This is a genomic window from Pseudomonas sp. RIT-PI-a, from assembly GCF_001187875.1.
GTDB lineage: Bacteria > Pseudomonadota > Gammaproteobacteria > Pseudomonadales > Pseudomonadaceae > Aquipseudomonas > Aquipseudomonas coleopterorum.
In genome coordinates, this window is record NZ_LGIR01000021.1 from 17,360 (window position 1) to 41,286 (window position 23,927).

Sequence of the window (23,927 nt, forward strand, 5' to 3'; positions counted from 1 at the left end):
GATTCACTCCACATAGCGACTCAACGTCCGGATGGCACTGCGCGCAAGGTGAACTCGGTGATTTCCGACGGCACCCCCAAACGAATCGGAAAGCCGTTCCACAACCCGCTGCCATTACTGACATACAGCTGCAGGCCTGCGCGGCGGTACAACCCGGACACGAACCCCTCGTTGGCCTTGGACACCACCTGATCGAAACCGCGAATCATCCCGCCATGGGTGTGCCCGGACAACTGCAGATCGACGCCTGCGGCGATCGCCTGGTCGATCCCGGCGGGTCGATGGTTGAGCAGCACGATCGGCGCATCGGCCGGTGCACCGCGCAGGGCCAGATCCAGGTCCGGTGCGCTGCCTCCGTACCGGGTGGCGACCTTGTCGGTGATACCGGCGATGACCAGTTGCCCGCGTGTATCGCCGACCACCTCATGCTGGTTGATCAGACTGTGCATGCCCGCCTCGCGAAACTTGGCCATCCAGCCTTCGTTGCCGAAGTAATACTCGTGGTTGCCGGGAATCGCGATCACGCCATCGCGGGCGCGCAGCTTCGCCAGCGGTCGCACGTCGGTGGCCCGTGCCTGAAGGGTGCCGTCGATGAGGTCCCCGGTGATCACCACCAGATCCGGCGCCAGCGCGTTGGTGCGCGTGACGACTTCGTCCACCCAGGGCTCGGGAAACAGCACGCTGATGTGCAGGTCGGACAGCTGCACCAGCCGGAACCCATCCAGCGCCGGCGCCAGCCCGGGTATCTGGATGTCCACCTGACGCACGTCCGGCACGCGAGTGGCCTGGGCCACACCGAAGCCGGAGACCACCACCGCCAGCGCTGCCACGCCATAGCGCCATTTGGCCAGGGCGCTGCGTGACGAAGCGCGGCGACGGACCAGGCGGGTCAGCAGGATGCCCAGATCCAGTACCAGCACGAAAGCGAACAGCAGGGCAAACCCGGTACAGGCCCAGCCAGCGCTGTACGCCACCCAATAGGGGACTTCAGGCGAGTACATGGTCCCGGTGAACGCCAGAATCAGCAGGTGATACTTGGACGCGGCGAGCAGCACCAGACCGATCAGCAAACGCCAGCCAGTGGCCAGGGGCAATGGGTAGATGAAGCGCAGCGCAACATACAGAAACGCGACAGTCGCATAGATGTGGAACACGGCTATTCCTCATGGTCAGTGGCACTCTGACAGCCGGCCCCTTCGATGGTTTGTCAGCGAGTTGCTACAGAACGTGTGCAACCCCTCGACCCACCTGATGCGCTGCGCCCCCCCTGTAGCAGCGGCGCAAGCCGCGTCGGCGATCCACGCGGAGTGTCAGGCAAATTGCGGTGAGGCCGGACGCGGCTTGCGCCGCTGCTACAGGGGATCGGGGTGTCTGCGGGCCTGCAACCTCAACTGTCCGGAAACGGAATGGACAGCAACCACTCGCGAAAGGCCACCAGCGACGGCAGTTGCTGATTGTGGGTGGGATACGCCAGATAATACCCGCGACCGCTTTCCATGGGCTCGAACAGGGTCACCAACTCACCCTGAGCGATTTCGTCCTGTACCAGAATGCGCGGCACCAGCCCGATGCCGATCCCGGCGATGACCGCCTGGATCAGGTGCGCCGTGTGTTCGAAGCTCGGCCCCAGGCGCGGGGTCGACGAGCCGGTCAACCCGACGCTGGCAAACCAGTCCGACCACGCGTGTGGCCGCGACACCACGCCCAAGAGCAACTGCCGCCCTGCCTCCTGCACGGACATCTGCGTATGAGCGGGCAAGGCCTTGGGGCTGGCCACCACCACCAGCTTCTCCGAGAGCAATCGATGCGCCACATAGCCCGGCCACTGCCCCGACCCCGCGCAGATGATCGCGCTCATGTCCTGCGCGCCTTCGGACAGGTCACCGCGCACGATGCGCGAATGAAGATGCACCAGACTGCCGGGGTGGCGCCCATAGAAGTCCCCCATCCGCGGCATCAGCCATTTGGACGCGAAGGTCGGCAGCACCGCCAGGTGCAGGGTATCGGCCTCGATGCGATGGGAAATGGTCTGCAGGGTGGCGCCGCGAATCCGCGCCAGGGCGCCAGCCAGCTCGTGCTGGTACAGCGCGCCTGCTGCGGTCAACTCGATGTGCCTGCCTTCACGTTTGAACAACGCCACCTCCAGCAGCGCTTCGAGGGCCTGCACCTGCCGACTCACCGCGCTCTGAGTCAAGGCCAGTTCGGCCGCCGCCCGGGTGAAACTGCCGTGGCGACCCGCAGCTTCGAACGCCAGCAGCAACGACATGGAAGGTGTGAGCCGTCGAGGATTCATTCATTGAGCTCATGCAAAAAGCGAAGGATATACGTTTGCCCGGTGGGCCCGTGTCGGCGAAAATACGGTCACGCACGTCATGATGCAAGGCCCCTGCGGTAGATACCATCGGCTCTTCGAACTCGATCACCGCGCGCCTCGCCCTTTGCACACATGCCTGTTTCGAATGCAAATCCACTGCCCCGCCGGATTCCGACTGCCATGATCGCCGAACTGTCCCGTCAGAAAGCTCCCCTCGCGCCCTATCAGGCACTGCTGCGTCAGCTTGAACGTGCAGGCTTCCAGGGCGAGATCGTCGACGACTACGCCATGCGCACGGTGCTGGCCACGGACAACTCGATCTATCAGCGCCAGCCCCAGGCCGCCGTATTCCCTCGGCACGAGGCCGACGTGCAGCTCCTGACCCGCCTGGCCAGCCAGCCGGAACATCGCAGTGTAGTGCTGACCCCACGCGGCGGCGGCACCGGCACCAACGGCCAGTCGCTGACCGATGGCCTGGTGGTGGACCTGTCCCGGCACATGAACCAGGTGCTGGAGATCAACGTCGAAGAGCGTTGGGTGCGAGTCCAGAGCGGCGTGGTCAAGGATCAGCTCAACGCGGCCCTGAAGCCCCATGGACTGTTCTTCGCCCCCGAGCTGTCGACCTCCAACCGCGCGACCATCGGCGGCATGATCAACACCGACGCCAGCGGCCAGGGCAGCTGCACCTACGGCAAGACCCGCGACCACGTGCTGGAGCTGACGACCCTGCTGCTAGGCGGCGAGCGCCTGCACAGCCACAGCCTCGACGCGTCGCAGCTACAAGCCAACCGCGCGGGCGACGGCCGCATCGCCGAGGTCTATCGGTGCGCCGCGACCATCGCCGACGAGCAGGCCGAATTGATCGACGCGGTCTTCCCCAAACTCAACCGCTGCCTCACCGGCTATGACCTGGCCCACCTGCGCGAAGCGGACGGACGCTTCAACCTCAACAGCGTACTGTGCGGCTCGGAAGGCTCGCTGGGCTTCATCGTCGAAGCCAAGCTCAACGTGCTGCCGATCCCCAGGCATTCCATTCTGGTCAATGTGCGCTATGCCGGCTTCATGGACGCGCTCAACGACGCCAATGCCTTGATGGCGCACCAGCCGCTGTCGATCGAAACCGTGGACTCCAAGGTCCTCCTGCTGGCCATGAACGACATCGTCTGGCATGGCGTGGCCGAATACTTTCCCACCGACGCACAGGCGCCGACTCTGGGCATCAATCTGGTGGAATTCAGCGGCGACGACCTGGCCGTCGTCGAACAGCGTGTCGAACAGTTCATTGCCCACCTGCAGCAGGACACCACGGTGCAGCGCCTGGGTCACACGCTGGCGGTCGGCGCTCTGGCGGTGAGCCGGGTCTACGCGATGCGCAAGCGCGCCGTGGGCCTGCTCGGCAACGTTCAGGGCGAAGCCCGGCCGCAGCCGTTCGTCGAGGACACCGCCGTGCCGCCGCAGAACCTGGCGGCCTACATCGGCGAGTTTCGTGCCTTGCTCGACGGTCACGGCCTGCAGTACGGCATGTTCGGCCATGTCGATGCCGGCGTGCTGCACGTGCGGCCGATCCTGGACATGAAGGACCCGCGCCAGGCCGCCCTGATCCGGCCTATTTCCGACGAGGTCGCGGCGCTCACCCAGCGGCACGGTGGCCTGCTCTGGGGCGAGCACGGCAAGGGCCTGCGCTCGCAATACGTGCCCGAGTACTTCGGCGAGCTGTATCCGGCCCTGCAGGCACTCAAGGCCGCTTTCGATCCCTTCAACCAGCTCAACCCGGGCAAGATCGCCACACCGGCCAGTGTCGCCGATGCGCGACTGACCCAGGTCGACGAAGTGACCCTGCGTGGCGAGCTGGACCGCACCATCGACGAGCGGGTCTGGCAGAGCTACGACAGCGCCGTGCACTGCAACGGCAACGGTGCGTGCTACAACTTCGACCCGAACGACGCCATGTGCCCGTCGTGGAAAGCCACACGCAACCGTATTCATTCGCCCAAGGGCCGTGCCTCGCTGATCCGCGAATGGCTGCGCCTGCAGGGCCTGCACGGCGCCAACGTGCTGCAGAGCGCGGGCGGCAACCTGTTCCAGCGTGCGCGCAACAGCCTGGCCCGGCGCATGGGCCGCGACGACTTTTCCCACGAGGTGTACGACGCCATGGCCGGCTGCCTGGCCTGCAAGTCGTGCGCGGGGCAGTGCCCGGTCAAGGTCAACGTGCCGGAATTCCGTGCGCGCTTTCTGCAGCTGTACCACGGGCGCTATCTGCGACCGCTGAAGGATTACCTGATCGGCTCGCTGGAATTCAGCATCCCGTACCTGGCGCGCTTTCCCCGCGCCTACAACGCGGTCATGTCCTTCGCGCCGGTGCAACAGGCGCTGCAACGCGTGGCCGGCATGGTCGACAGCCCGCTGCTGAGCCTGGTCGATTTCCAGGCTCACTGTCGCGACTGGAACGTGCGCGCGGCGACCGCCGATCGTCTCGCCCGGCTGACCCCCGAGCAGCGTCAGCGCAGCGTGATCCTGGTGCAGGATGCTTTCACCCGCTACTTCGACACGCCGGTAATGGCCGACTGGCTCGAGCTGATTTCGCGGCTGGGTTTCGACATCTACCTGGCGCCCTTCGCCGCCAACGGCAAGCCGTTGCAGGTGCAGGGCTTTCTCGGTGCATTCGACAAGGCCGCCCGGCACAACGCCCAGTCGCTGCGGCAATTGCAGGCCAGCGGCATCGCTCTGGTCGGCCTGGATCCGGCCATGACCCTGGTGTACCGCCAGGAGTACGCGAAAACCCTGGGGCACGACCAGGCACCGACCGTTCTGCTGCCCCAGGAATGGCTGGCCCAGGTACTGCCGCAGACCGGCGAACCCGGCACCGGCGGCGTCTACCAGCTGTTGCCGCATTGCACCGAGAAGACCAACGAGCCGAACAGCATCACCCATTGGCAACAGGTGTTCAGCCGTCTGGGCGCGACCCTGCAGGTATTGGCCAGCGGCTGCTGCGGCATGTCCGGCACCTATGGCCATGAAGCGCGCAACGTCGCCACCTCCAAGGTCATCTACGGGCAATCCTGGCAGCCGTTGCTGGCCCGCTACCAGGGCTCGGGCAATCTGCTTGCCGACGGCTATTCCTGCCGCAGCCAGGTCAAACGCGAAGAAGGTCACACGGTCCGTCACCCGCTACAGGCCTTGCTGGAACACGTGAGAAAAAACACCGTTTGAAAACGCTGGCGAGCCTGACGTTGGTGACTATGCTCGGGTAGACTAGGCGGCTAATCGACCCCGCATGCTCGCTTGCGCACACAGGAATTTCTCGGATGTCCGTCCAGGCTCGCAACAATGTGGTAGTCAAGGGCCAAGGGCCTCTGACGCTGGTGTTCGCTCATGGGTTTGGCTGCGACCAGAACATGTGGCGCATGGTCGAACCTACCTTTGCCAAGCGCTACCGCACCGTGTTGTTCGACATGGTCGGATGCGGCAAGTCCGATGTTGCCGCCTATGACATCGACAAGTACTCGACGCTGGCGGGCTATGCCGAGGACATCGTCGAAATCATCCAGGAATTCAAACAGGGTCCGGTGGTGTTCATTGGCCATTCGGTCGGCGCGATGGCCGGCGTCATGGCCGCCAACCTGAGCCCCGGTCTGATCAGTGCCCACGCCATGGTCGGCCCCTCGCCGTCCTATATCACCGACGAAGACTATCCGGGCGGCTTCACCCGCGACGACATCGACGCCCTGCTTTCGACCCTTGAAAGCAACTACCTGGGCTGGTCCAGCACGATGGCGCCACGCATCATGGGCAACTCGGAAACGCCGGAACTGGGCGCCGAACTGACCAACAGTTTCTGCCAGACCGACCCGAACATCGCCAAGCGTTTCGCGCGTGTGACCTTCCTCACCGACAGCCGCGAAGACGTACGCCAGTTACGTGAGCCGGTACTGGTCATCCAGTCTTCCGACGACTTCATCGCGCCCAGGGCCGTTGGCGAATACCTGACTCAAGTGATCGACGATTGCCGCATGGTGCTGGTCGAGAACGAAGGCCACTGCCCGCACCTGAGCCAGCCTGCCGCCTGCATCGAAGCCATCCAGACCTTCCTCGACCAGACCTGCGGCCATCTGCCCGCATGAGCGTCGAGGCCACGGGCATCCCGAATGCCGAGGCGCTCTATCAACAGGCTCCCTGCGCCCTGCTGCTCATCAACGAAAAGGGCTTGATCCTCGAGGTCAACCAGACGTTCTGCCAATGGCTGGGCCATACCCGCGAGCAACTGATCGGCACACGCAAGCTGCAGGAACTACTGACCGTAGGTGGTCGCATGTTCTACCAGACGCACTGGATGCCATTGCTGGCGATGCAAGGTTTCATCACCGAGGTCAAACTGGACTTCTTGACCGCGCAAGGCACTGTCGCGCCGATGGTACTCAATGCCGGAAGACGCGAGCATGAAGGCCAGGTGCTCAACGCCGTATCGGCGTTCATCGTGGCTGACCGCATGCGTTTCGAACAGGAACTGCTGCAGGCCAAGCGTCAGGCCGAGGACGCCCTGCAGCGGCATGTGGTGCTGGAACACGAACTGAATCGACAGCGCGAGCTCGCCGTAGATCGCGCACTGTTCGCCGAGCAGATGATCGGCATCGTCAGCCACGATCTGCGCAACCCGTTGCAGGTCGTGTCCATGGCAGCGCAGTACCTGCGTTCGCAGGACATGACCGAACGGCAGGACACCATGCTCGGCCACATCGGGGAGGCCACGACACGTTCGCAACGCCTGATCAACGACCTCTTGGACTTCACCCAGGCGCGAATTGGCCAGGGTTTGGCGGTGAGCCGCGCACCCATCCAACTGGACCGTGTCATCGCGGCCGCCGTCGCCTCGTTGCGCCTGCTTCACCCACACCGCGAAATCGCTTTCAGCGCCAGCGACGAAGCCTTGTTCTGCCAGGCGGACGCGGACCGTCTGGCGCAATTGCTCGGCAATCTGGTCTCGAATGCGGTGACTTATGGCGATGGCGCCAGCCCAATCGACGTGCGAGTGTCGGCAGCACAGGGAACAGTGGAAATTGCCGTGCACAATGTCGGCAATCCGATCGAGGAAACCCAGCTGAGCACGATTTTTTCCCCCATGACGCGAGGAGCTGAAGCGGGTCGCGAAGTACGCAGTGTCGGGTTGGGGCTGTTCATCGTCAGCGAGATCGCCAAAGCCCACGGGGGTGTGGTCGAGGTCGTTTCTACCGCACAGGCAGGGACCACCTTTGCCGTGCGTTTTCCGGCGTATGCCTCAGGCGGTCACTGACCGCCATCGGCAGACCGGCTGCCCAAACCTCAGCGCGGCTCGTGCATCGGGCAACCGTTGTGGGTGGCGCGAAAGCCGGATGACATCTCGTAGGCGGGTTTGCGCACACGCATGACACCCCCCAGGGGACGGTGCGCCGCCAGACCATGCCAAGGGCTGAACGACATCCGCTCGTTGATCGTCTGAATGCTTTCCTCCGACCATGCGGCCTGGGCCGGCACTTCGATACGGGCAACGGTCACGAAGGGACTCAGCTCTTCCGACCATTGCTTTGAGGCATCCTCGATCGGCATTTCATCAAGGTCGGTTGCCAGCTGGATACGCACTTCCCACGTACCCCCCTGGGTTGCGAAATATTCGGTGACCGCTTCACGCAGTCCGTCTGGCTTGCCGTCCAGATCGACGGGTTGATCGGTCAAATCGGTCAGCGATTGGGCTACTGGCACCACTTCCAGCTTGGCGTAGTGGTTACCGTACAAAAACGGCACGACCGTGTTGAAGGTCTCGCCCAGCACATGGGTCAGCGGATGCCCGCCCATGCTCTTGAGCGTACCGCTTTCACCGCCCATGGTCTCGATCACCGACTCCACGCCACGAAGCAGCGCCGAAAACGCCTTCTTCAGACCAGGACCCTTGTCTGTGGTCTTGGCCAAGAGCTTGAGACTCTTCAAGAACGCCTTTGGCGTGGCAGCGGTGAACGCCTTGGCGTTCTGCATCACGAAATCCTGGGTCACATCGCCTTCACTGCCCGGCAAACGCTCGCCCTGAACGCCAACGATCTTCAGCCCCAAGCCGCGAGGTGTGGAAACCTTGTCGTCCAGAATGTCACCAGGGTTGGTGGAAAAGCGCATCACCACCGGCAGTGTGCCAGGGACGGCAAAGGCGCCCTGCGCCAAAGGCGCAGGAAGACCCTCGAGTACCGTGATATGACCCCTTACCAGCCCGTGAGCCTTGGCATGCACGCCACGCAACGCGTGGCCGCCGTCTTCGAACGTCGTATCCAGGATGCTGCGCATCACCTGGTTAAGCTCTTGGCTGGTTTCAGCCTCGTCATCGGGCACTTGCTCGAATGAAGGCTCAAACACCAGCGGAGTGACGGTCAATCCACCTTCCGGCAGTGGACGGTCAGCCAATGGGTTATCCGAAGAATGGTTCATGTGCATGCCTCTGCTCTGGTCGTACGGTTATCACGCTGGATCTTTATTATTTGGCCAGGTCGGCTTTCAGACGCTCGCCTGCATACATCTGGGCTTCCTCGGCTTTTTTCACCACTGCAGCGGTGCCGAAGAATTCGTGGGTCACGCCGGGATAAACCTTGCGCTCGACACTGACACCCGCAGTACGCAGCGCCTTTTCCAGCTCGGCGCCATCGTCGCGCAGCGGGTCGATTTCGGCGTTGATGACTGTCACTGGCGGCAAGCCCTTCAAGTCGGCATGGACCAGATCGATGCGTGTGTCTTTCACGTCAGCCGGACCCTTGGTCACGTTGTCGATGAACCACAGCATCATCGGACGGTTGAGCGGCATGGCATCGGCGTACTTGCGATAGGACTCGGTCTCGGTATTCGACTGAGCCACCGGGTAAACCGACAGCACATGCTTGGGCTCGGTCAGACCGGCCTTGTGGGCTGCAACTGCGGTTGCCACAGCGAGGTTGCCGCCGGCGCTTTCGCCAGCCAGTGCCAGACGTTTGGCATCGCCATTGACTGCGGAAGCGTTCTTGCTCAGCCAGCGATAGGCTGCCAAGGCATCGTCATGAGCCGCGGGAAACTTGTTCTCAGGGGCGCGACGGTAGTCGACGGACACGACCACGGCGTTAGCCTGCTTGGAAATACCGCGCGCCCCACCGTCATACACCTTGCGATCGGCGAATACCCAGCCGCCACCGTGGAAGTACAGGACCACCGGGAACGGTCCTTTGCCTTCGGGGGTGTAGACGGTAGCCGGCAGTGCGCCTGCTGCGCCCGGTACGGTGATATCACGAGTGGTCACACCAGGGACCAGGGCGGTCGGAGTGCTGTCACGCTTCTCATCAGCGAGCACGCCTTTGACGGCATCGGCAATGGTGGGTTGCTGCCGAGCCTCGACGGCCGTGATTTTCTCCACGGCCTTGGCGTCGAAGCTGGCGAATTTGTTCAGGACGGTCTGCATGTCCGAATCGGTGCGGAACATGCTCTTGGTACCGCTCACGGCGAGTTCGGAAACCGAGCGTTTTTCCGGATCACGCGCGCAGCCGCTCAAAGCCATTGCCACGCCAGCAGCGCACAGCGCTACCATCCACTTACGGTCAGTCTTGATCATTGTTTTTTGCCTCGCACGAGAGTGGGAACGTCACGGAATATCAGGCCGCTGATAGCAACTTGATGTTCCAAAATTCTCACCTGCACTCAGACCGACGGTAGTCCTCCAAATACCACGACCCCTGTAGCAGCGGCGCAAACCGCATCATCGGCCACAGAGGTGTGTCTGGAAAAACTGGGCGACCCCTGACGCAGGTTGCGCCGTTGCTACAGGGGTCGCGGTTGGCGGGACTTACGCAGTGGCGTCCCAGGCGCGGTCGCCGGAGGCGTCCTTGATGCGCGTCGGCAGGCCCATGGCGTCGAGCGCCTTGAGGAACGGCTCTGCGGGCAGCTCTTCGACGTTGGCCATGCGCTGCACGTCCCATTCGCCACGGGCAACCAGCAGGGCGGCAGCCACGGGCGGCACACCGGCCGTGTAGGAAATGCCCTGGCTGTCGGTCTCGGCGTAGGCTTCTTCGTGGTCCGCGACGTTATAGATGAACATCTCAAAGGGCTGCCCATTGCGGCTGCCCTTGACCAGATCGCCGATGCAGGTCTTGCCGGTGTAGCCCGGCGCCAGAGACGAGGGATCCGGCAACACCGCCTTGACCACCTTGAGCGGGACCACTTCCAGACCTTCGGCGGTCTTCACCGGCTGCTCCGACAGCAGACCGAGATTCTTCAGCACCGTGAACACATTGATGTAGTGCTCACCGAAGCTCATCCAGAAGCGCACGTTGGGCACATCGAGATTCTTCGACAGCGAGTGCACTTCGTCATGCCCGGTCAGGTACAGGTTCTGCGAACCCACCACCGGCAGATCGTCGGTGCGCTTGACTTCGAACATGGTGTTGCTGGTCCACTGGCTGTTCTGCCAGCTCCAGACCTGCCCGGTGAATTCCCGGAAATTGATTTCCGGATCGAAATTGGTGGCGAAATACTTGCCGTGGGAACCGGCATTGACGTCGAGGATATCGATCGAATCGATACGATCGAAATGCTGTTGCTGCGCCAGCGCCGCATAGGCATTGACCACGCCCGGATCGAAGCCCACGCCCAGGATGGCGGTGACGTTCTTCTGTTGGCACTCTTCCAGGTGCTTCCACTCGTAGTTGCCGTACCAGGGCGGCGTTTCGCAGACCTTGCCCGGCTCTTCGTGGATGGCGGTGTCCAGGTAGGCCACGCCGGTGTCGATGCAGGCGCGCAGCACCGACATGTTCAGAAACGCGGAACCGACGTTGATGACGATCTGCGACTCGGTCTGCACGATGAGTGCCTTGGTCGCCTCGACGTCCAGCGCATCGAGCGCGAACGCCTGGATGTCGGCGGGCTGCTTGAGGCTGCCCTTGGCCTTGACGCTGTCGATGATGGCCTGGCATTTGGAGATGTTGCGCGACGCGATGGCAATACGACCAAGTTCATCGTTGTGCTGCGCGCACTTGTGGGCCACCACCTTGGCGACACCTCCTGCACCAATGATAAGAACGTTCTTCTTCAATTTATTCACTTCTCCTCGGCTGTCCGCTTACGAAAGGCTGGACAGGTAGTCTTCGAAACCAAACTCACGAACCATCTCGACTGTACCGTCGAGTTGTTTCACTACGATGGACGGCATCTTCAGGCCGTTGAACCAGTTCTTCTTGACCATGGTGTAACCGGCGGCATCGACGAACGACAGGCGATCACCGATGGCCAACGGACGCTCGAACGGGTATTCGCCGAAGATATCGCCGGCCAGGCAGGATTTGCCGCACACCATGTAGGTGTGTTCGCCACTGCTGGGGGCCAGCTTGGCATTGAGCCGGTAGATCAGCAGGTCGAGCATGTGCGCTTCGATCGAGCTGTCGACCACGGCCAGGTGCTTGCCGTTGTAGAGGGTGTCGAGCACGGTGACTTCCAGCGATGCGCTGTTGGTGATCGCCGCCTCGCCAGGTTCCAGGTACACCTGCACGCCGTACTTCTGCGAAAAGGCCTTGAGCCGGGCGCAGAAGTCGTCCAGTGCGTAACCTTCACCGGTGAAATGAATGCCGCCGCCGAGGCTGACCCATTGCACCTTGTGCAACAGATGACCGAAGCGCTCCTCGATGGTCCCCAGCATCTTGTCGAACAGGGCGAAGTCGCCGTTCTCGCAGTTGTTGTGGAACATGAAGCCGGAGATCTGCTCGATCACTTCCTCGACCTTGACCGGGTCCCATTCGCCCAGACGGCTGAATGGCCGCGCCGGATCGGCCAGCAGGTAGTCGGAACTGCTGACCTGCGGGTTGACCCGCAGGCCGCGGGTCTTGCCTTGCGAAGCCTGGGCAAATCGCTGCAGCTGGCCGATCGAGTTGAAGATGATCTTGTCGCAGTTGGCGAGCATCTCTTCGATCTCGTCGTCGGCCCAGGCCACGCTGTAGGCGTGGGTTTCACCGGCGAACTTCTGCCGACCCAGCTTGAGCTCGTACAGCGACGACGAGGTGGTGCCGTCCATGTACTGCTCCATCAGGTCGAACACCGACCAGGTGGCGAAGCACTTGAGCGCCAGCAAAGCCTTGGCCCCGGACTGTTCGCGCACGTAGGCGATCTTTTCCAGGTTGCCCAGGAGCTTCTGTTTGTCGATGAGGTAGTACGGCGTATTGATCATTTCGAGGCCCCCGGCATGGCCAGCCAAAAAAAGGACCCGCATTGTGCCTTCAGTTACCTCGGACCGAAAGAGCGACCGCCCGATTTCCACGCGATACCACCCCACCGACCGCAGCACCGGACACACCGCACCCACCACCAATGCGGCTTGCACCGCTGCCACATGGCGGCGCAAACCACGTCCGGCCTCACACCGCCTACACCACCGACGCGGCTCCCGCGCCCCTGTAGCAGCGGCGCGAGCCGCGTCCGGCCTCGCCGCGCAACATCAGGCACACCGCCGACACGCTTACCGGGACTTGCGCCGGGCCAGCAGGCCGCCCATGAGGCCCGTGGCGCAGCCGATCAACAGTCCGCCGACATGCGCACCATTGGCAATTTCGCCGAAGCCCAGCACGCTCACCAGCCCACTCAGGCACAGCCCGAGCCATATCAGCATCATGACCAACACACCACGGGGCAAACGGTAGATCGGGTTGGGCGCCAGCCACTGGTACAGCCAGCAGTGCCCGAGTAAGCCATACAGCACCCCCGACAACCCGCCGAACAAACTCGGCCCACTGACCAGGTACTGGACCACGTTCGAGACCAGGCTGAACGACAGGGTCAGCCCGAGCAGATTGATCCGCCCCTGCAACGCTTCGATACGCCGCCCCAGCTCCCAGTACCACAGCGCGTTCATCGCCAGGTGCAGCAAACCGAAATGGATCAGCATGGGGCTGAACAGACGCCACCACTGCCCGCTCGCCAGGGTATCGGCCAGCGGCGTGAAGTAGAGGTACTCGCCCTGCACCTGAAAGTCGAGAAAGGTCAGCCAGCGCAGACTGCCCAGGTTGTCCCCCAGCAGGGTCACTGCCGCCACCACCAGGCACGCCAGAAGCACCGCAGCCGTGGCCGGGCTGGCCTTGAGCTGCTGCACGAAACCCGGCCTCTGCACCGGCGCATGCCGGGCCATCAATTGCGGATCGACTTCGGCGTTGCCTTCCGGATAGCGCTGGTACAGGTCGCGAATATCCTGCGCCAGGCGTTCGTCGGGCACCCAAAGCACTTGGTTACCCTGCTCTTCACTGACCCGATGGGGCACCTTCAGACGTCTCAGCAAACCTACGAAACCACTCAGGTCAGTGCTCAGCGGCAGACGCAATACGGCGATTGCACTCATGAAAACGCCTCCGGGCGTTCGACTTCGACCCACACGAACTTGCGCGGATCGATTCGGGTTTCCTGGTCCAGACGGTACGCCACCAACTTGCCGTACAGCACCGCGCTGTAATCCAGGCAAGCCAGGTTGGGCCGTATCGCCGCCGGTCGCCCACTGCGCCAGTAATGGCCGACGAACAGCAACGGCTCGTCGACTCCATAGCGCAGCAAGGCGTTCTTCTGCTCTTCGCTCAACGGCGCGCAGGCCACCTCGTCTGGCAGCGCATCAGGCTGAAACACCACATCACCGTAGGTTTGCGGATCGTCTTCCCAGAACTTGGTGCGAAAGAAGGCCCGACTCAGGCCGTCGGCCCCAGTCAGGGTGAGACCACCGGGCAGACGCATGTCGGTGCCGCGCAGCAGGCGGTCGAACACCTGGCTGGCAAAGCTACCCTTGACCGCCGATGCCTGGAGAAAATGCGCGTCGATGCAGCCATCCGGGTGCTGTCGGCGCAGCGGCTCGATAAGGCCTGCGTCCCAGCACGCGTGCACCAGCCGGAAGCGTTCGGCATCCAGAAACAACGGCAACTCGTAGAACCAGCCAAGAAAATCATGCCAGTCACCAGGGTGCTGAGCGAACTGGTCGAGGGTCTCCTGAATCAGGCGTTCATGCCGTGGCACATGTTCGCGTACATAGTGCTTGCCACTGCCCGGCAGGGCCGGCGTGCTCCAGCCCAGGGCGTTGAACTCGTGATTGCCCATGATGCAGCGCGCCTGATCGGCCACCACCATGTCATGAACGATGTGCAGGGACTCGCGGATCCTTGGCCCGCGATCGATGATGTCGCCGAGAAACAGCGCCTGGCGCGAACCATGGCGCCAGACGCCGCCCTGCTTGCGATAGCCCAGCCTGTCGAGCAGATGTTCGAGGGTGTGTGCGCAACCGTGCACATCGCCGATCAGGTCATAACTTCGCGCCGGGTCGAGCATCAATCGCCTCCGGTGTTGCCGAGCCGGCTGCCCCAGCCGAGTTTGGTCCGGCACACTTCGTAATAGTTGTGGTCCAGCGGGTGGATCAGGCGCAGTTTCTGCGATTTCTTGCGCACCGTGAGGGTATCGCCCGGAGCACAGGTAAAGTGGTTCTGGCCATCACATGAGACTTGCGGATAGATCTGCATGTTCTTTGAGACAACGATTTTCATCTCGCTGTTGCCATCGACGACGATCGGCCGACCCGAAAGCGTGTGCGGGTACATGGGCACGATCACAATCGCATCGAGCTTGGGATGCATAATCGGCCCGCCCGCCGACAGTGCGTAGGCGGTCGAGCCGGTCGGCGTGGCGAGGATCAGGCCGTCGGCCTTCTGGCTGCAGACGAACTGCCCGTCGATGTAGATCTCGAACTCGATCATGCGGGTCGACTTGCCCGGGTGCAGCACCACGTCGTTGAGCGCATCGCCCTGGCCGATGGCCTCGCCATGCCGGCGCACTTCGGCCTCGAGCAGGAAACGGTTCTCGACCAGATAGTGCCCGTCCAGCACCTCGGCCACCTTGACCTCGAGTTCGTCGGGACGGATGTCGGTGAGAAAGCCCAGGCTGCCGCGGTTGATCCCCAGCACCGGGGTGTTGTGCCGCGCCAGCGCCCGTGCCGCACCCAGCAGGCTGCCGTCGCCGCCGACCACGATCACCAAGTCACAGACTTCGCCGAGCATCTTGCGCGAAGACGTCTGCAGGTTGTGGCCGGGCAGTACTTCGGCAATGGTGTCCTCGAGGATGACGTGCATGTGCCTGTCCAGCAGGAAGCGCTTGAGGCGGCGAATGGTATCGAGCACCTGCGAGCTGCCGAGGCGGCCGATGATACCGATATTGCGAAATTGCTCCATGAGGCTCCTGCTCGGGTCTGTTCTGGCTATCGGGATGCGCCAGGCACATTCCACAACGCTGTCGCGCAACCAGCGGTTGCGGACACAAATACGGATCTGGATTATGGAGTAAAGCCGTTGCCGCACAAAACCCTTTCAGCCACCGCGCCATTGACCGGGATCGTCCCATGAATCCATTTGCCGCCCTCGCCGACTTCCCGCGCCACCTGCGCCAGCCCCAGGTGCGCGATCTGGCGTGGGTCATCCTCGCCCCGCCGCTGCTGCACACAGCGCCCTGGACGCAACGCCATCCCCTGGCCGGCAGCCGCTGGGCCGAACGGCCCGAAGACTTGCAGGCGTGGCTGCTGGCCCTGGACGATGCCAGCCAACCCCTGGTCGACTGGCTGGCCCAGGCCCCCACGCGGCGCCTTGGCCTGTACTACGAACGCCTGTGGCAATTCGCCCTGCGCCAAGCGCCCGGTATCGAGCTGCTTGCCGCCAACCTGCCGATTCGCAAGGGTGGACACACGTTGGGCGAGCTCGACATGGTGATTCGCGACCGCGACGGTGTACATCACCTGGAACTGGCCATCAAGCTGTACCTGGGGCCGGTGGCCGCCGATGGCCATGATGCCTTTCAGTGGCTGGGCCCCAACACCCAGGATCGGCTGGGTCGCAAGCTAAACCACCTGGCCGAGCATCAGTTGCCCATTTCCACGTCCAGTCAGGGCCGCGAAGCCTTGCACGACCTGGGCATAGAGCAGTTCGACGCCCACCTGTGGCTGGCCGGCTACCTGTTCTACCCCTGGCCAGGTGCAGCGAGCGCGCCCGAACATGCCCACCCCGACCACTTGCGCGGACGCTGGGTGCATCAGCGCGATTGGCCGATCTTCGTCGAGCAACGCCCGGACGGGCGCTGGCAGCCGCTGCCGCGCGATGCCTGGCTGGCACCGGCTCGCCTCGCTGCCGCCGACGCCTGGGCACCCGACCAGCTCAACGCCTGGCTGCAGCAACTGGACCCACTCGCCGCCGCGCAGATGCTCGTGCGTCTGACCCACGACGCTCATGGTGACTGGCAGGAAGCCGAGCGGGTCTTCCTGGTCGCCGACCCCTGGCCAGCCCTGCCGGGCGTGTAAAGCACGGAGCTGGCTAAAGATGTCCACGGCCGGCCCGATACCCTGTGCATGACCGCTCGAGTAGTCGCCCGATGACCTGGAGAAACACCCACGCGCGTTACGGCAGCCTGTCCATCGCCCTTCACTGGTCGATGCTGGTCCTGCTGGCCGCCACCTATGCGTGTATCGAGTTGCGCGGACAATTCGCACGAGGCAGCGGCGCGCGCGCACTGATCGTGCAGTTTCACTTCATGCTGGGCCTGAGCGTGGGTTTGCTGGTGTGGCTGCGTCTGCTGGCACGAAGCCTGGGCGTCACCCCGCGCATCGTTCCGCCTCTCCCCGCCTGGCAGACCCGCCTGGCCAGCCTGATGCACCTCGCACTCTACGCCTTGATGATCGGCCTGCCGTTGCTGGGCTGGCTGATCCTCAGCGCGCAGAACCGGCCCATATCGTTATGGGGCATCGAGTTGCCTCACCTGATCGGCGAGGACCGTGACCTCGGTGGGCGCCTGCAGGAATGGCACATGCGCATCGCCGGCTGGGGCTATTGGCTGATCGGCCTGCACGGTCTGCTGGGCCTGGGCCATCATTATCTGCGCGGCGACAATACCCTGCGCCGCATGCTGCCGCAGCGCGACTGAAACGTCACGGCGAGGTCCGCCAACCCTGCAGGCCGCCGGTGTGCACGAACACCACGCGGCTGCCTGCGGCGAGCACGCCCGCCGTTGCCGCCTCGCGCAAGGCCCACAACGCCTTGGCCGTGTACACCGGCTCCAGGGGAATACCCGCCTCGGCCTCGCAGTCGCGCATGAACGCCAGCAGCGCGCTGTCCATCTTGGCAAAGCCGCCGCGACTGGCATCGAGCAGGGTATGACCCCGTTCGCCGCACAGCGCATTCACCTGCTCTTGCGCACCATGTCCCGGCCCGACCGCCAGCGCTCCGTAAACCCGACGCTGCCCGCCTTCGGCGAGGACCAAGCCGGCCAGAGTCGTACCGGTACCCACGGCCAGCCACCATGCCTCGAAATCGTCCCAGCCGATATCTGCCAGTTGCGCCTGCACTTGAACCCTCAGAGCTGCACACCCCTTGGCCCCCAGCAACCCTCCGCCACCCTCGGGCACCGGCAGCAGATCGGGGTAGCGTGCCTGCCAGGGTGCCCAGAAATCCTCCCGGTGGCGCTGTCGATACCCCTCGTAACCCAACCAGTGCAGCTCCATTCCCCACCGCTGCAGGTCAATCACGGTCGGCGTCACCTGGGCGTGGCCGCGCAGCAAGCCGACCGTGCGCAGACCCAGGCGCTCACCGGCCGCCGCCAGGGCATGCAGATGGTTGGAATGCGCACCGCCCAGACTGATGAGCCCCCTGCAGCCAGCAGCCTGAGCGGCCAGCAGGTGATGCTGGAGCTTGAACGACTTGTTGCCGCTGATCAGCGGATCGATGAGGTCGAGCCGGAGTACGGCCGCTTCGATGCCGGCCTCGGCGAGCCAGGACAATCGCAAGGGGTGTAACGGGGCGCGTGGTAGATCAAGAAGCATGGGGGCCTGACAAGCTGGACGTGAGAATGCAGCGGCGCCGGGACCGACCCGGCGCGCTGCTCATTCTACAGCACGGCTGCCAGGCGCGAGCCCTGGTCGATGGCGCGTTTGGCGTCCAGTTCAGCGGCCACGTCCGCACCGCCGATCAGGTGCACTCGCTGCCCGGCCTCGATCAGCCCCTGTTCCAGCTCGCGCAACGGATCCTGCCCCGCGCAGATCACCACGTTGTCCACCGCCAGCACCCGCGGCTCGCCCCCGGCCACGCGCACATGCAGGCCGGCGTCATCGATCTTCAGGTACTCGACCCCGTTGACCATGCGCACGCCCTTGCTCTTCAACCCGGCGCGATGGATCCAGCCGGTGGTCTTGCCCAGGCCTTCACCCACCTTGCCCGCCTTGCGCTGCAGCAGGTAGACCTCGCGCGCCGGCGCGTGGGTCTGCGCCGCAACCCCAGCCACACCGCCGCGAGCGTGCAGCGTCAGGTCGATGCCCCACTCCTTCCAGAATGCCTCACGATCAAGGCTGGTGAACGGCCCTTGATGCACCAGGAACTCGCTGACGTCGAAGCCGATGCCACCGGCGCCGATCACTGCCACACGCGGCCCCACCGGGCGCCGTTGCAGCAGCACGTCCAGGTAACCCAGCACCATGGGATGGTCGATACCCTCGATGTCCGGCAGCCGAGGGGCGATGCCCGTGGCCAGCACGATCTCGTCGAAACCTCCGGCTGTCAGCGCGGCTACGTCGACCCGCGCGCCCAGGCGCACGTCCACGCCGAGGCGCGTCAGCCTGCGATCGAAATAGCGCAGGGTTTCGTTGAACTCTTCCTTGCCCGGAATGCGCTTGGCCACGTTGAACTGACCGCCGATCTCGTCGCGCGAGTCGAACAGCGTCCCCGCAGGGCCGCGCGCGGCCGCCACCGTGGCCGCCGCCAACCCGGCCGGGCCGGCACCGACGATGGCAATCCTGCGCACCTGGGTCACGGGCAGATAATTGAGCTCGGTTTCATGGCAGGCGCGCGGGTTGACCAGGCAACTGGTCAGCTTGCCGGCGAAGGTATGATCCAGGCAGGCCTGGTTACAGGCGATGCAGGTGTTGATCTCGTCGCCCCGGTCGGCAGCGGCCTTGTTGATGAATTCAGGGTCGGCCAGAAATGGCCGCGCCATCGATACCATGTCCGCGTCGCCATCGGCCAGGATGCGCTCGGCTACCTCCGGGGTGTTGATGCGATTGGTGGTGATCAGCGGCAGCCGCACCGCCGTGCGCAACTTCGCCGTGACCTTGCTGAACGCCGCGCGGGGCACCTTGGTGGCGATGGTCGGAATGCGTGCTTCGTGCCAGCCGATACCGGTGTTGATCAGCGTGGCGCCCGCCGCCTCGATGGCCTGGGCCAACTCGACCACTTCCTCCCAGATGCTGCCGCCTTCGATCAGGTCGAGCATGGACAGGCGGAAGATGATGATGAACTCGCGACCGACTGCTTGCCTGACCTGACTGACGATCTCGACCGCCAGGCGCATGCGATTGGCGTAGCTGCCGCCCCAGCGATCGGTACGCTGGTTGCTGTGGGCTGCCAGGAACTGATTGATGAAGTAGCCTTCCGAGCCCATGATCTCGACACCGTCATAGCCTGCCGACTGGGCCAGTCGAGCACAGGCGACGAAGTCAGCGATCTGCTTCTGAATGCCCTCTTCATCAAGTTCATGAGGCTTGAACGGGTTGATCGGCGCCTGAATGGCGCTCGGCGCCACCAGCTTGGGGCTGTATGCATAACGCCCGGCATGCAGGATCTGCAGGCAGATCTTGCCGCCGGCCGCGTGCACCGCCTGGGTCACGATCCGATGCTTTTCCGCCTCCTCAGGCGTGCTCAGCTTGGCCGCCCCGGCATACACTCCGCCTCCTTCGTTCGGTGCAATGCCGCCAGTGACGATCAGGCCCACTCCACCCCGCGCACGTTCAGCGAAATACGCGGCCATGCGTTCGAACCCGCCCGGTTTTTCCTCAAGACCGGTGTGCATGGAACCCATCAGGCTTCGGTTGCGCAAGGTGGTGAAACCCAGGTCCAGGGGTGCCAGCAGATGAGGATAGGGAGCAGCGGCCATGGGATCTCCACAGGCAGGATCACGGATAGGTGCCAAGCCTCTTTCAGCGGGCTCGGTCACAACGAGTGTCTGACAGTAAAGACCCGAGCCGTCTGTCTCAATGACCAGAAATGACAAGTCATTGATCATGCCGCACGCGACGTCTACCCTAGTGCGGATTCACCAACAGGAGCTGATTGTTGTCCCTCATGCGCAAAATCCTGATGTCCGTGGTCGCCCTGCTTTGCCTGGCGGCGTTGACCACCTATGCGCTGTGGACGACCCAGCGGCCCGTGGGCCACTACCTGTCGGACCTGCGCGTCACGTTCGAGGGGGTCGACGGCGTGCCGGCCGGGCGGGGCAATCTACTGGGCGTTCAGCCCGAACTGTTCCCGGCGGACTACCAGAGTGTCGAACGCCTGCGCCTGAAACTGGCCGGTTATCTGCAACACGCCCAGGACGCCGGCCTGCTCAACGGCAAGACCATCGTCGTGCTGCCCGAGCACATCGGCACCTGGTTGTGGGCCGTGGGCGAGAAGAACGAGTTCTACCAGGCCGCGCAACGCCGCGATGCCGAACAATGGCTCGCCGCCAGCAACCCGCTGGACCTGCTCGCCGGATTGGTCCAAGCCCATGGCGACGACCGCTTCGCCGACGCCTACCTGCGCATGAAGGCGGCGCGCATGGCCGATCAATACCAGCAACTGTTCGGCGGCCTCGCCAGGCAGTTCGGTGTGACGCTGGTCGCGGGCTCCATCATTCTGCCCAAGCCTTCGGTTGCCGACGGTCGCCTGCGAACCGACAGCGGGCCGTTGTACAACGCCAGCGTCGTGTTCGCCACCGATGGCTCCATCCTCGGTCAGCCGCAGCTCCAGCATTTTACCAGTCACCCTACCCGGCGCTATGTGCAATCCCTGGGCGATGCGCCATTCAACGTTTTCGACACCCCGGCCGGAAAACTCGCCGTACTGATAGGCACCGACAGCTGGCACCCGGCCAGTCACGCCCAACTACGCCGGCAGGACGTGCAACTGCTGGCGGTGCCGGCATCGGTGCTGGGCCGGGGCCGCTGGTCCAGCCCGTGGCGTGGCTTCCGCATCAGCCCGGCGCCCACCGATGTCGCCGTGTCATCTCGCGAAGTCAGCGAGGCACACGCCTGGCAACGTCTGAGCGAAGCCAGCGCGCCCTTGGCCAGCATGACCGTGTTCATGGGCGGGCATTTCTGGAATCAGTTCTACGAAGGGCAAAGTTTCGCGCGCCAGCGCGAACGGTTCGGGCAAGTCGGCGATGGGCGCGGCGCGCGCCTGATCAACTTGTGGCTCTAGGCGCGTGACGGGCCAGCGCATCAAACTCGGCGACCTGTCGGTCGGCTTCACTCAAAGCCTGGCCGAGGCAGTACGTAGCCACGGTCATGACCCCTTACCCCTGTTGGCCCAATACGGACTGGAGCCCAGTCGGCTCAACGTGGCCGGTGCACGGTTGACCATCGCCCGCTATATGCGCCTGGGGCATGCGGCCATCGCACTCACCGGCGACCCTGCCCTGGGCCTGCGCATCGGTCAGGCCAGTCGCTTGAGCCAGGCGGGGTTGGCGGGTATCACGGCCGCACAGGCGCCAACGGTGCGCGAAGCCGCCCGTACGCTGATTCGCTTCGAAGCACTGTATGCAGCCAACTACCGTGGACAGTCGAGCTTTCATGAAGACCGCGAAGGCGCCTGGCTACGTTTCTATTCGATCAGCCCCTACAACGCCTACAACCGGTTCGTTGTGGATTCGCTGCTGACCGGCTGGCTGCGGCAACTGAGCGTGCTGGCGGGGCAGGAAGTGCGTGCACAGCGGCTGGAGATCGAGTTCGCCGCGCCGCAGTACGCCGATCACTACCCTGCCAACACCAGCTTCGGCTGCGAGCACAATCAACTGCGTCTCACCCACGCCAGCCTCAGCCTGCGCAACCCCGAGCACTGTCCCAGCACCTGGCAGCATCTGTTGCAACTGTGCGAGCAGGAGCTGGAACGGCTGACCCGTATCCGGACTTTGGCCGAACGGGTCAGCCAGCTGCTCGGCCCCTTGCTCAATGGCGGGCGCGAGCCCACGCTGGACGAAGTCGCCGCTTGCCTGAAAATGCCGGCCTGGACCCTACGCCGCAAGCTGACCCAAGAAGGCACCCAATTTCGCTCGATTCTCAACGACACCCGCCGGGACCTGGCACAGACCTACATCCGTGACACCGAGCTGGCCTTCGGCGAAATTGCCTATCTACTGGGATTCACCTCGGCCGAAGCCTTCCAGCGTGCGTTCAAGCGCTGGTGCGCAGTCACGCCCGGAGAGTACCGCCGCACGAACCGTTGATGGCCCGTACGTACATGGTCTTCAAGGCTGCGAGACAGGCGTGTCGGCGGCAGGCGTTTCAGGGGCGGCATCGGGGACTGCCTGCGGCGTTTCGGGCTGTGTCATGATTTCGATCGGTGCCGGTTGCGCCGGAGGTGCCACAGGCTGCGAGGCCTCCTGTTCAGGCACCGCGTCTACCTGAGGCGCCTGGATGGCAGGCGGCGTCGGCTGCGCCAACGGCGTTTGCGCAGCCGATGGCGCCGCTACCGCAGGCGCCAGGGAAGTAGCGGGTGCGGTGTCGGGCACACCCAGCTCATCCTGGGCTGGCTGCGGCGCTGCCGCTTTCTTGGCTTTGACCGGCATGAAGCTCTCGACCAGGGCGAAATAGCGGTCGTAGAACGTATCCGACGCCACTGTTTCACTGGCCACCTTGACCATGGAGTCGTCGGTGGACCCGATCGGCATCGACACCGAACCCAGCACCCCCACGCCCACACTTGCGGAGTTGTTGACCTTCTTCAGCGCGTAGCGATCCTGCAGGGCGTTGGCGAACACGGTGGAACTGTGATCACTGCTGGCATCGGCTACGCAGACCACGTTGAAGCTGATTTCCAGATGACTCTCGCCGGTTTGCTGGAAGCTCTTGTGGCCGCTGACCTGGCGCGGATCATTGCTGGTGATGATGTAGCCCTGACTGAGCAATCCTCGCCGGGCGGCCTCGCAGGATGCTACGTCACTGACGGGATAGTTGCGCGAGAACGTACCCGAGTCGGCAAAGTTTTCGTGTTCGTAGATGGCGGTCTTGGGTGAGGAACACCCTGCCAGGCCAAGCCATGCAATTGCCAGCAAGGCGCCTGGGAGGCGACGTCCGAAAGGAAATGGGAGTGACATTTGGAGTCCTGGAAAACAGTCTGCGGCTATTGTGCAACAGAACATGCGCATGCGGCGCATGAAATACCGTTCAATCAGGACGTGCGGTGATACGCAATGTTTCCATGGACTGCGTGCTTACCTCACTGCAGGCGGCTGAGTCACAGGCTGCGCAGGAGCGCCAGTAGCGGCTGCAGAATCAAGAGGCACGGTCGCAAGTGCGGCGCGTTGCTCGGCGCGAGCCTTGGCACGCAACTGCTTGCGCCAGCGATACTTGCTGGTGGCTGCGATATACCAACCGAACAACGGGCCCAACACCATGCCTGCGAGCACACCTGCCAATACGAAGACAGAAACCGGCAACGAAGGACTGGACCACCCAAGAGCGCTCAGGGTGACGGCCTGCTGGTTCTCAAGCACGAATATCAGCACGGCAGCGGCGACTGCCAGGAAGATCAGCACCAGCAGCAACTTCTTGAGATTACGCAAAGCC

General features: G+C 63.7%; 20 protein-coding genes. 7 read left to right on the plus strand and 13 right to left on the minus strand.

The window, feature by feature from the left end; translation table 11 throughout:
- Positions 1–20 precede the first annotated feature (20 nt).
- Positions 21–1,154 carry a metallophosphoesterase gene (locus AC788_RS14775; protein WP_049861345.1) on the minus strand — a complete coding sequence of 378 codons (1,134 nt, stop codon included), beginning with the start codon at positions 1,152–1,154 and terminating at the stop codon, positions 21–23.
- A gap of 233 nt (positions 1,155–1,387) precedes the next feature.
- Positions 1,388–2,293 carry a LysR substrate-binding domain-containing protein gene (locus tag AC788_RS14780; RefSeq protein ID WP_049861346.1) on the minus strand — a complete coding sequence of 302 codons (906 nt, stop codon included), beginning with the start codon at positions 2,291–2,293 and terminating at the stop codon, positions 1,388–1,390.
- Positions 2,294–2,494: 201 nt separating this feature from the next.
- Between AC788_RS14780 and ydiJ the strand changes: the two genes are divergently transcribed.
- From ydiJ to AC788_RS14795, 3 genes are all read left to right on the plus strand, one after another.
- A complete protein-coding gene (ydiJ, locus tag AC788_RS14785; RefSeq protein WP_082223683.1) occupies positions 2,495–5,524 on the plus strand; it encodes a D-2-hydroxyglutarate dehydrogenase YdiJ in 3,030 nt (1,009 codons plus the stop codon).
- A gap of 95 nt (positions 5,525–5,619) precedes the next feature.
- A complete protein-coding gene (locus tag AC788_RS14790) occupies positions 5,620–6,435 on the plus strand; it encodes an alpha/beta fold hydrolase (RefSeq protein ID WP_049861347.1) in 816 nt (271 codons plus the stop codon).
- Positions 6,432–7,601, plus strand: coding sequence for a PAS domain-containing sensor histidine kinase (locus AC788_RS14795; protein WP_049861348.1), 1,170 nt, complete (start codon positions 6,432–6,434; stop codon positions 7,599–7,601). The genes AC788_RS14790 and AC788_RS14795 overlap by 4 nt, the downstream gene beginning before the upstream one ends.
- Positions 7,602–7,630: 29 nt before the next feature.
- Here AC788_RS14795 and AC788_RS14800 read toward each other — a convergent pair whose 3' ends face one another.
- From AC788_RS14800 to AC788_RS14830, 7 genes are all read right to left on the minus strand, one after another.
- Positions 7,631–8,758, minus strand: a complete 1,128-nt coding sequence (locus AC788_RS14800; protein ID WP_049861369.1) for a catalase family protein — start codon at positions 8,756–8,758, stop codon at positions 7,631–7,633.
- 46 nt (positions 8,759–8,804) lie between these two features.
- Positions 8,805–9,902, minus strand: coding sequence for an alpha/beta hydrolase (locus AC788_RS14805; protein WP_197979055.1), 1,098 nt, complete (start codon positions 9,900–9,902; stop codon positions 8,805–8,807).
- A 231-nt stretch (positions 9,903–10,133) separates the two neighbouring features.
- Positions 10,134–11,378 carry a saccharopine dehydrogenase family protein gene (locus AC788_RS14810; RefSeq protein WP_049861349.1) on the minus strand — a complete coding sequence of 415 codons (1,245 nt, stop codon included), beginning with the start codon at positions 11,376–11,378 and terminating at the stop codon, positions 10,134–10,136.
- Positions 11,379–11,405: 27 nt separating this feature from the next.
- Positions 11,406–12,503, minus strand: a complete 1,098-nt coding sequence (locus tag AC788_RS14815; RefSeq protein WP_049861371.1) for a carboxynorspermidine decarboxylase — start codon at positions 12,501–12,503, stop codon at positions 11,406–11,408.
- A 288-nt stretch (positions 12,504–12,791) separates the two neighbouring features.
- Positions 12,792–13,664, minus strand: coding sequence for a rhomboid family intramembrane serine protease (locus AC788_RS14820; protein ID WP_049861350.1), 873 nt, complete (start codon positions 13,662–13,664; stop codon positions 12,792–12,794).
- Entirely contained in the window at positions 13,661–14,635 is a 975-nt protein-coding gene (locus tag AC788_RS14825) for a metallophosphoesterase (protein WP_442965544.1), read from the minus strand. The genes AC788_RS14820 and AC788_RS14825 overlap by 4 nt, the downstream gene beginning before the upstream one ends.
- Positions 14,632–15,525, minus strand: coding sequence for an NAD(+) kinase (locus tag AC788_RS14830; RefSeq protein WP_043187749.1), 894 nt, complete (start codon positions 15,523–15,525; stop codon positions 14,632–14,634). Before AC788_RS14830 ends, AC788_RS14825 begins: the two co-directional genes overlap by 4 nt.
- A 167-nt stretch (positions 15,526–15,692) precedes the next feature.
- On the opposite strand from AC788_RS14830, the gene AC788_RS14835 reads away from it, so the two are divergent.
- Both AC788_RS14835 and AC788_RS14840 read left to right on the plus strand, forming a co-directional pair.
- Positions 15,693–16,640: a DUF1853 family protein gene (locus AC788_RS14835; protein WP_049861352.1), complete on the plus strand. Its 948-nt coding sequence runs from the start codon at positions 15,693–15,695 to the stop codon at positions 16,638–16,640.
- 71 nt (positions 16,641–16,711) lie between these two features.
- The gene (locus AC788_RS14840) at positions 16,712–17,260 is read left to right on the plus strand and encodes a cytochrome b (RefSeq protein WP_049861353.1); all 549 of its coding nucleotides are present in this window, start codon (positions 16,712–16,714) and stop codon (positions 17,258–17,260) included.
- Between the two features lie 4 nt (positions 17,261–17,264).
- On the opposite strand, the gene AC788_RS14845 is transcribed toward AC788_RS14840, so the two are convergent.
- Together AC788_RS14845 and AC788_RS14850 are read right to left on the minus strand one after the other, a co-directional pair.
- Positions 17,265–18,155 carry a 1-aminocyclopropane-1-carboxylate deaminase/D-cysteine desulfhydrase gene (locus AC788_RS14845; RefSeq protein WP_049861354.1) on the minus strand — a complete coding sequence of 297 codons (891 nt, stop codon included), beginning with the start codon at positions 18,153–18,155 and terminating at the stop codon, positions 17,265–17,267.
- Between the two features lie 65 nt (positions 18,156–18,220).
- Complete coding sequence (locus AC788_RS14850) at positions 18,221–20,257, minus strand: NADPH-dependent 2,4-dienoyl-CoA reductase (RefSeq protein ID WP_049861355.1); 2,037 nt, start codon at positions 20,255–20,257, stop codon at positions 18,221–18,223.
- A 188-nt stretch (positions 20,258–20,445) separates the two neighbouring features.
- Here AC788_RS14850 and AC788_RS14855 point away from each other — a divergent pair, with 188 nt between their 5' ends.
- Complete coding sequence (locus AC788_RS14855; RefSeq protein ID WP_049861356.1) at positions 20,446–21,561, plus strand: nitrilase-related carbon-nitrogen hydrolase; 1,116 nt, start codon at positions 20,446–20,448, stop codon at positions 21,559–21,561.
- Positions 21,562–21,565: 4 nt separating this feature from the next.
- Complete coding sequence (locus tag AC788_RS14860; RefSeq protein WP_049861357.1) at positions 21,566–22,585, plus strand: AraC family transcriptional regulator; 1,020 nt, start codon at positions 21,566–21,568, stop codon at positions 22,583–22,585.
- A 21-nt stretch (positions 22,586–22,606) separates the two neighbouring features.
- Here the strand turns inward: AC788_RS14860 and AC788_RS14865 are convergent, their stop codons facing one another.
- Both AC788_RS14865 and AC788_RS14870 read right to left on the minus strand, forming a co-directional pair.
- Positions 22,607–23,455 (minus strand): DUF2242 domain-containing protein, encoded by an 849-nt coding sequence (locus tag AC788_RS14865; protein ID WP_049861358.1) that lies wholly within the window; start codon positions 23,453–23,455, stop codon positions 22,607–22,609.
- A 117-nt stretch (positions 23,456–23,572) separates the two neighbouring features.
- Entirely contained in the window at positions 23,573–23,923 is a 351-nt protein-coding gene (locus AC788_RS14870; protein WP_082223684.1) for a lipopolysaccharide assembly protein LapA domain-containing protein, read from the minus strand.
- Positions 23,924–23,927 lie beyond the last annotated feature (4 nt).

Bases quoted from the DNA above. Each gene is read 5' to 3' on its own strand.
- AC788_RS14780 (WP_049861346.1), bottom strand. From the start codon at position 2,293: ATGAATCCTCGACGGCTCACACCTTCCATGTCGTTGCTGCTGGCGTTC.
- AC788_RS14845 (WP_049861354.1), bottom strand. From the start codon at position 18,155: ATGCTTCTTGATCTACCACGCGCCCCGTTACACCCCTTGCGATTGTCC.
- AC788_RS14820 (WP_049861350.1), bottom strand. From the start codon at position 13,664: ATGAGTGCAATCGCCGTATTGCGTCTGCCGCTGAGCACTGACCTGAGT.
- AC788_RS14805 (WP_197979055.1), bottom strand. From the start codon at position 9,902: ATGATCAAGACTGACCGTAAGTGGATGGTAGCGCTGTGCGCTGCTGGC.
- AC788_RS14835 (WP_049861352.1), top strand. From the start codon at position 15,693: ATGAATCCATTTGCCGCCCTCGCCGACTTCCCGCGCCACCTGCGCCAG.
- AC788_RS14850 (WP_049861355.1), bottom strand. From the start codon at position 20,257: ATGGCCGCTGCTCCCTATCCTCATCTGCTGGCACCCCTGGACCTGGGT.
- AC788_RS14830 (WP_043187749.1), bottom strand. From the start codon at position 15,525: ATGGAGCAATTTCGCAATATCGGTATCATCGGCCGCCTCGGCAGCTCG.
- ydiJ (WP_082223683.1), top strand. From the start codon at position 2,495: ATGATCGCCGAACTGTCCCGTCAGAAAGCTCCCCTCGCGCCCTATCAG.
- AC788_RS14795 (WP_049861348.1), top strand. From the start codon at position 6,432: ATGAGCGTCGAGGCCACGGGCATCCCGAATGCCGAGGCGCTCTATCAA.
- AC788_RS14865 (WP_049861358.1), bottom strand. From the start codon at position 23,455: ATGTCACTCCCATTTCCTTTCGGACGTCGCCTCCCAGGCGCCTTGCTG.
- AC788_RS14840 (WP_049861353.1), top strand. From the start codon at position 16,712: ATGACCTGGAGAAACACCCACGCGCGTTACGGCAGCCTGTCCATCGCC.
- AC788_RS14790 (WP_049861347.1), top strand. From the start codon at position 5,620: ATGTCCGTCCAGGCTCGCAACAATGTGGTAGTCAAGGGCCAAGGGCCT.
- AC788_RS14800 (WP_049861369.1), bottom strand. From the start codon at position 8,758: ATGAACCATTCTTCGGATAACCCATTGGCTGACCGTCCACTGCCGGAA.
- AC788_RS14855 (WP_049861356.1), top strand. From the start codon at position 20,446: ATGCGCAAAATCCTGATGTCCGTGGTCGCCCTGCTTTGCCTGGCGGCG.
- AC788_RS14815 (WP_049861371.1), bottom strand. From the start codon at position 12,503: ATGATCAATACGCCGTACTACCTCATCGACAAACAGAAGCTCCTGGGC.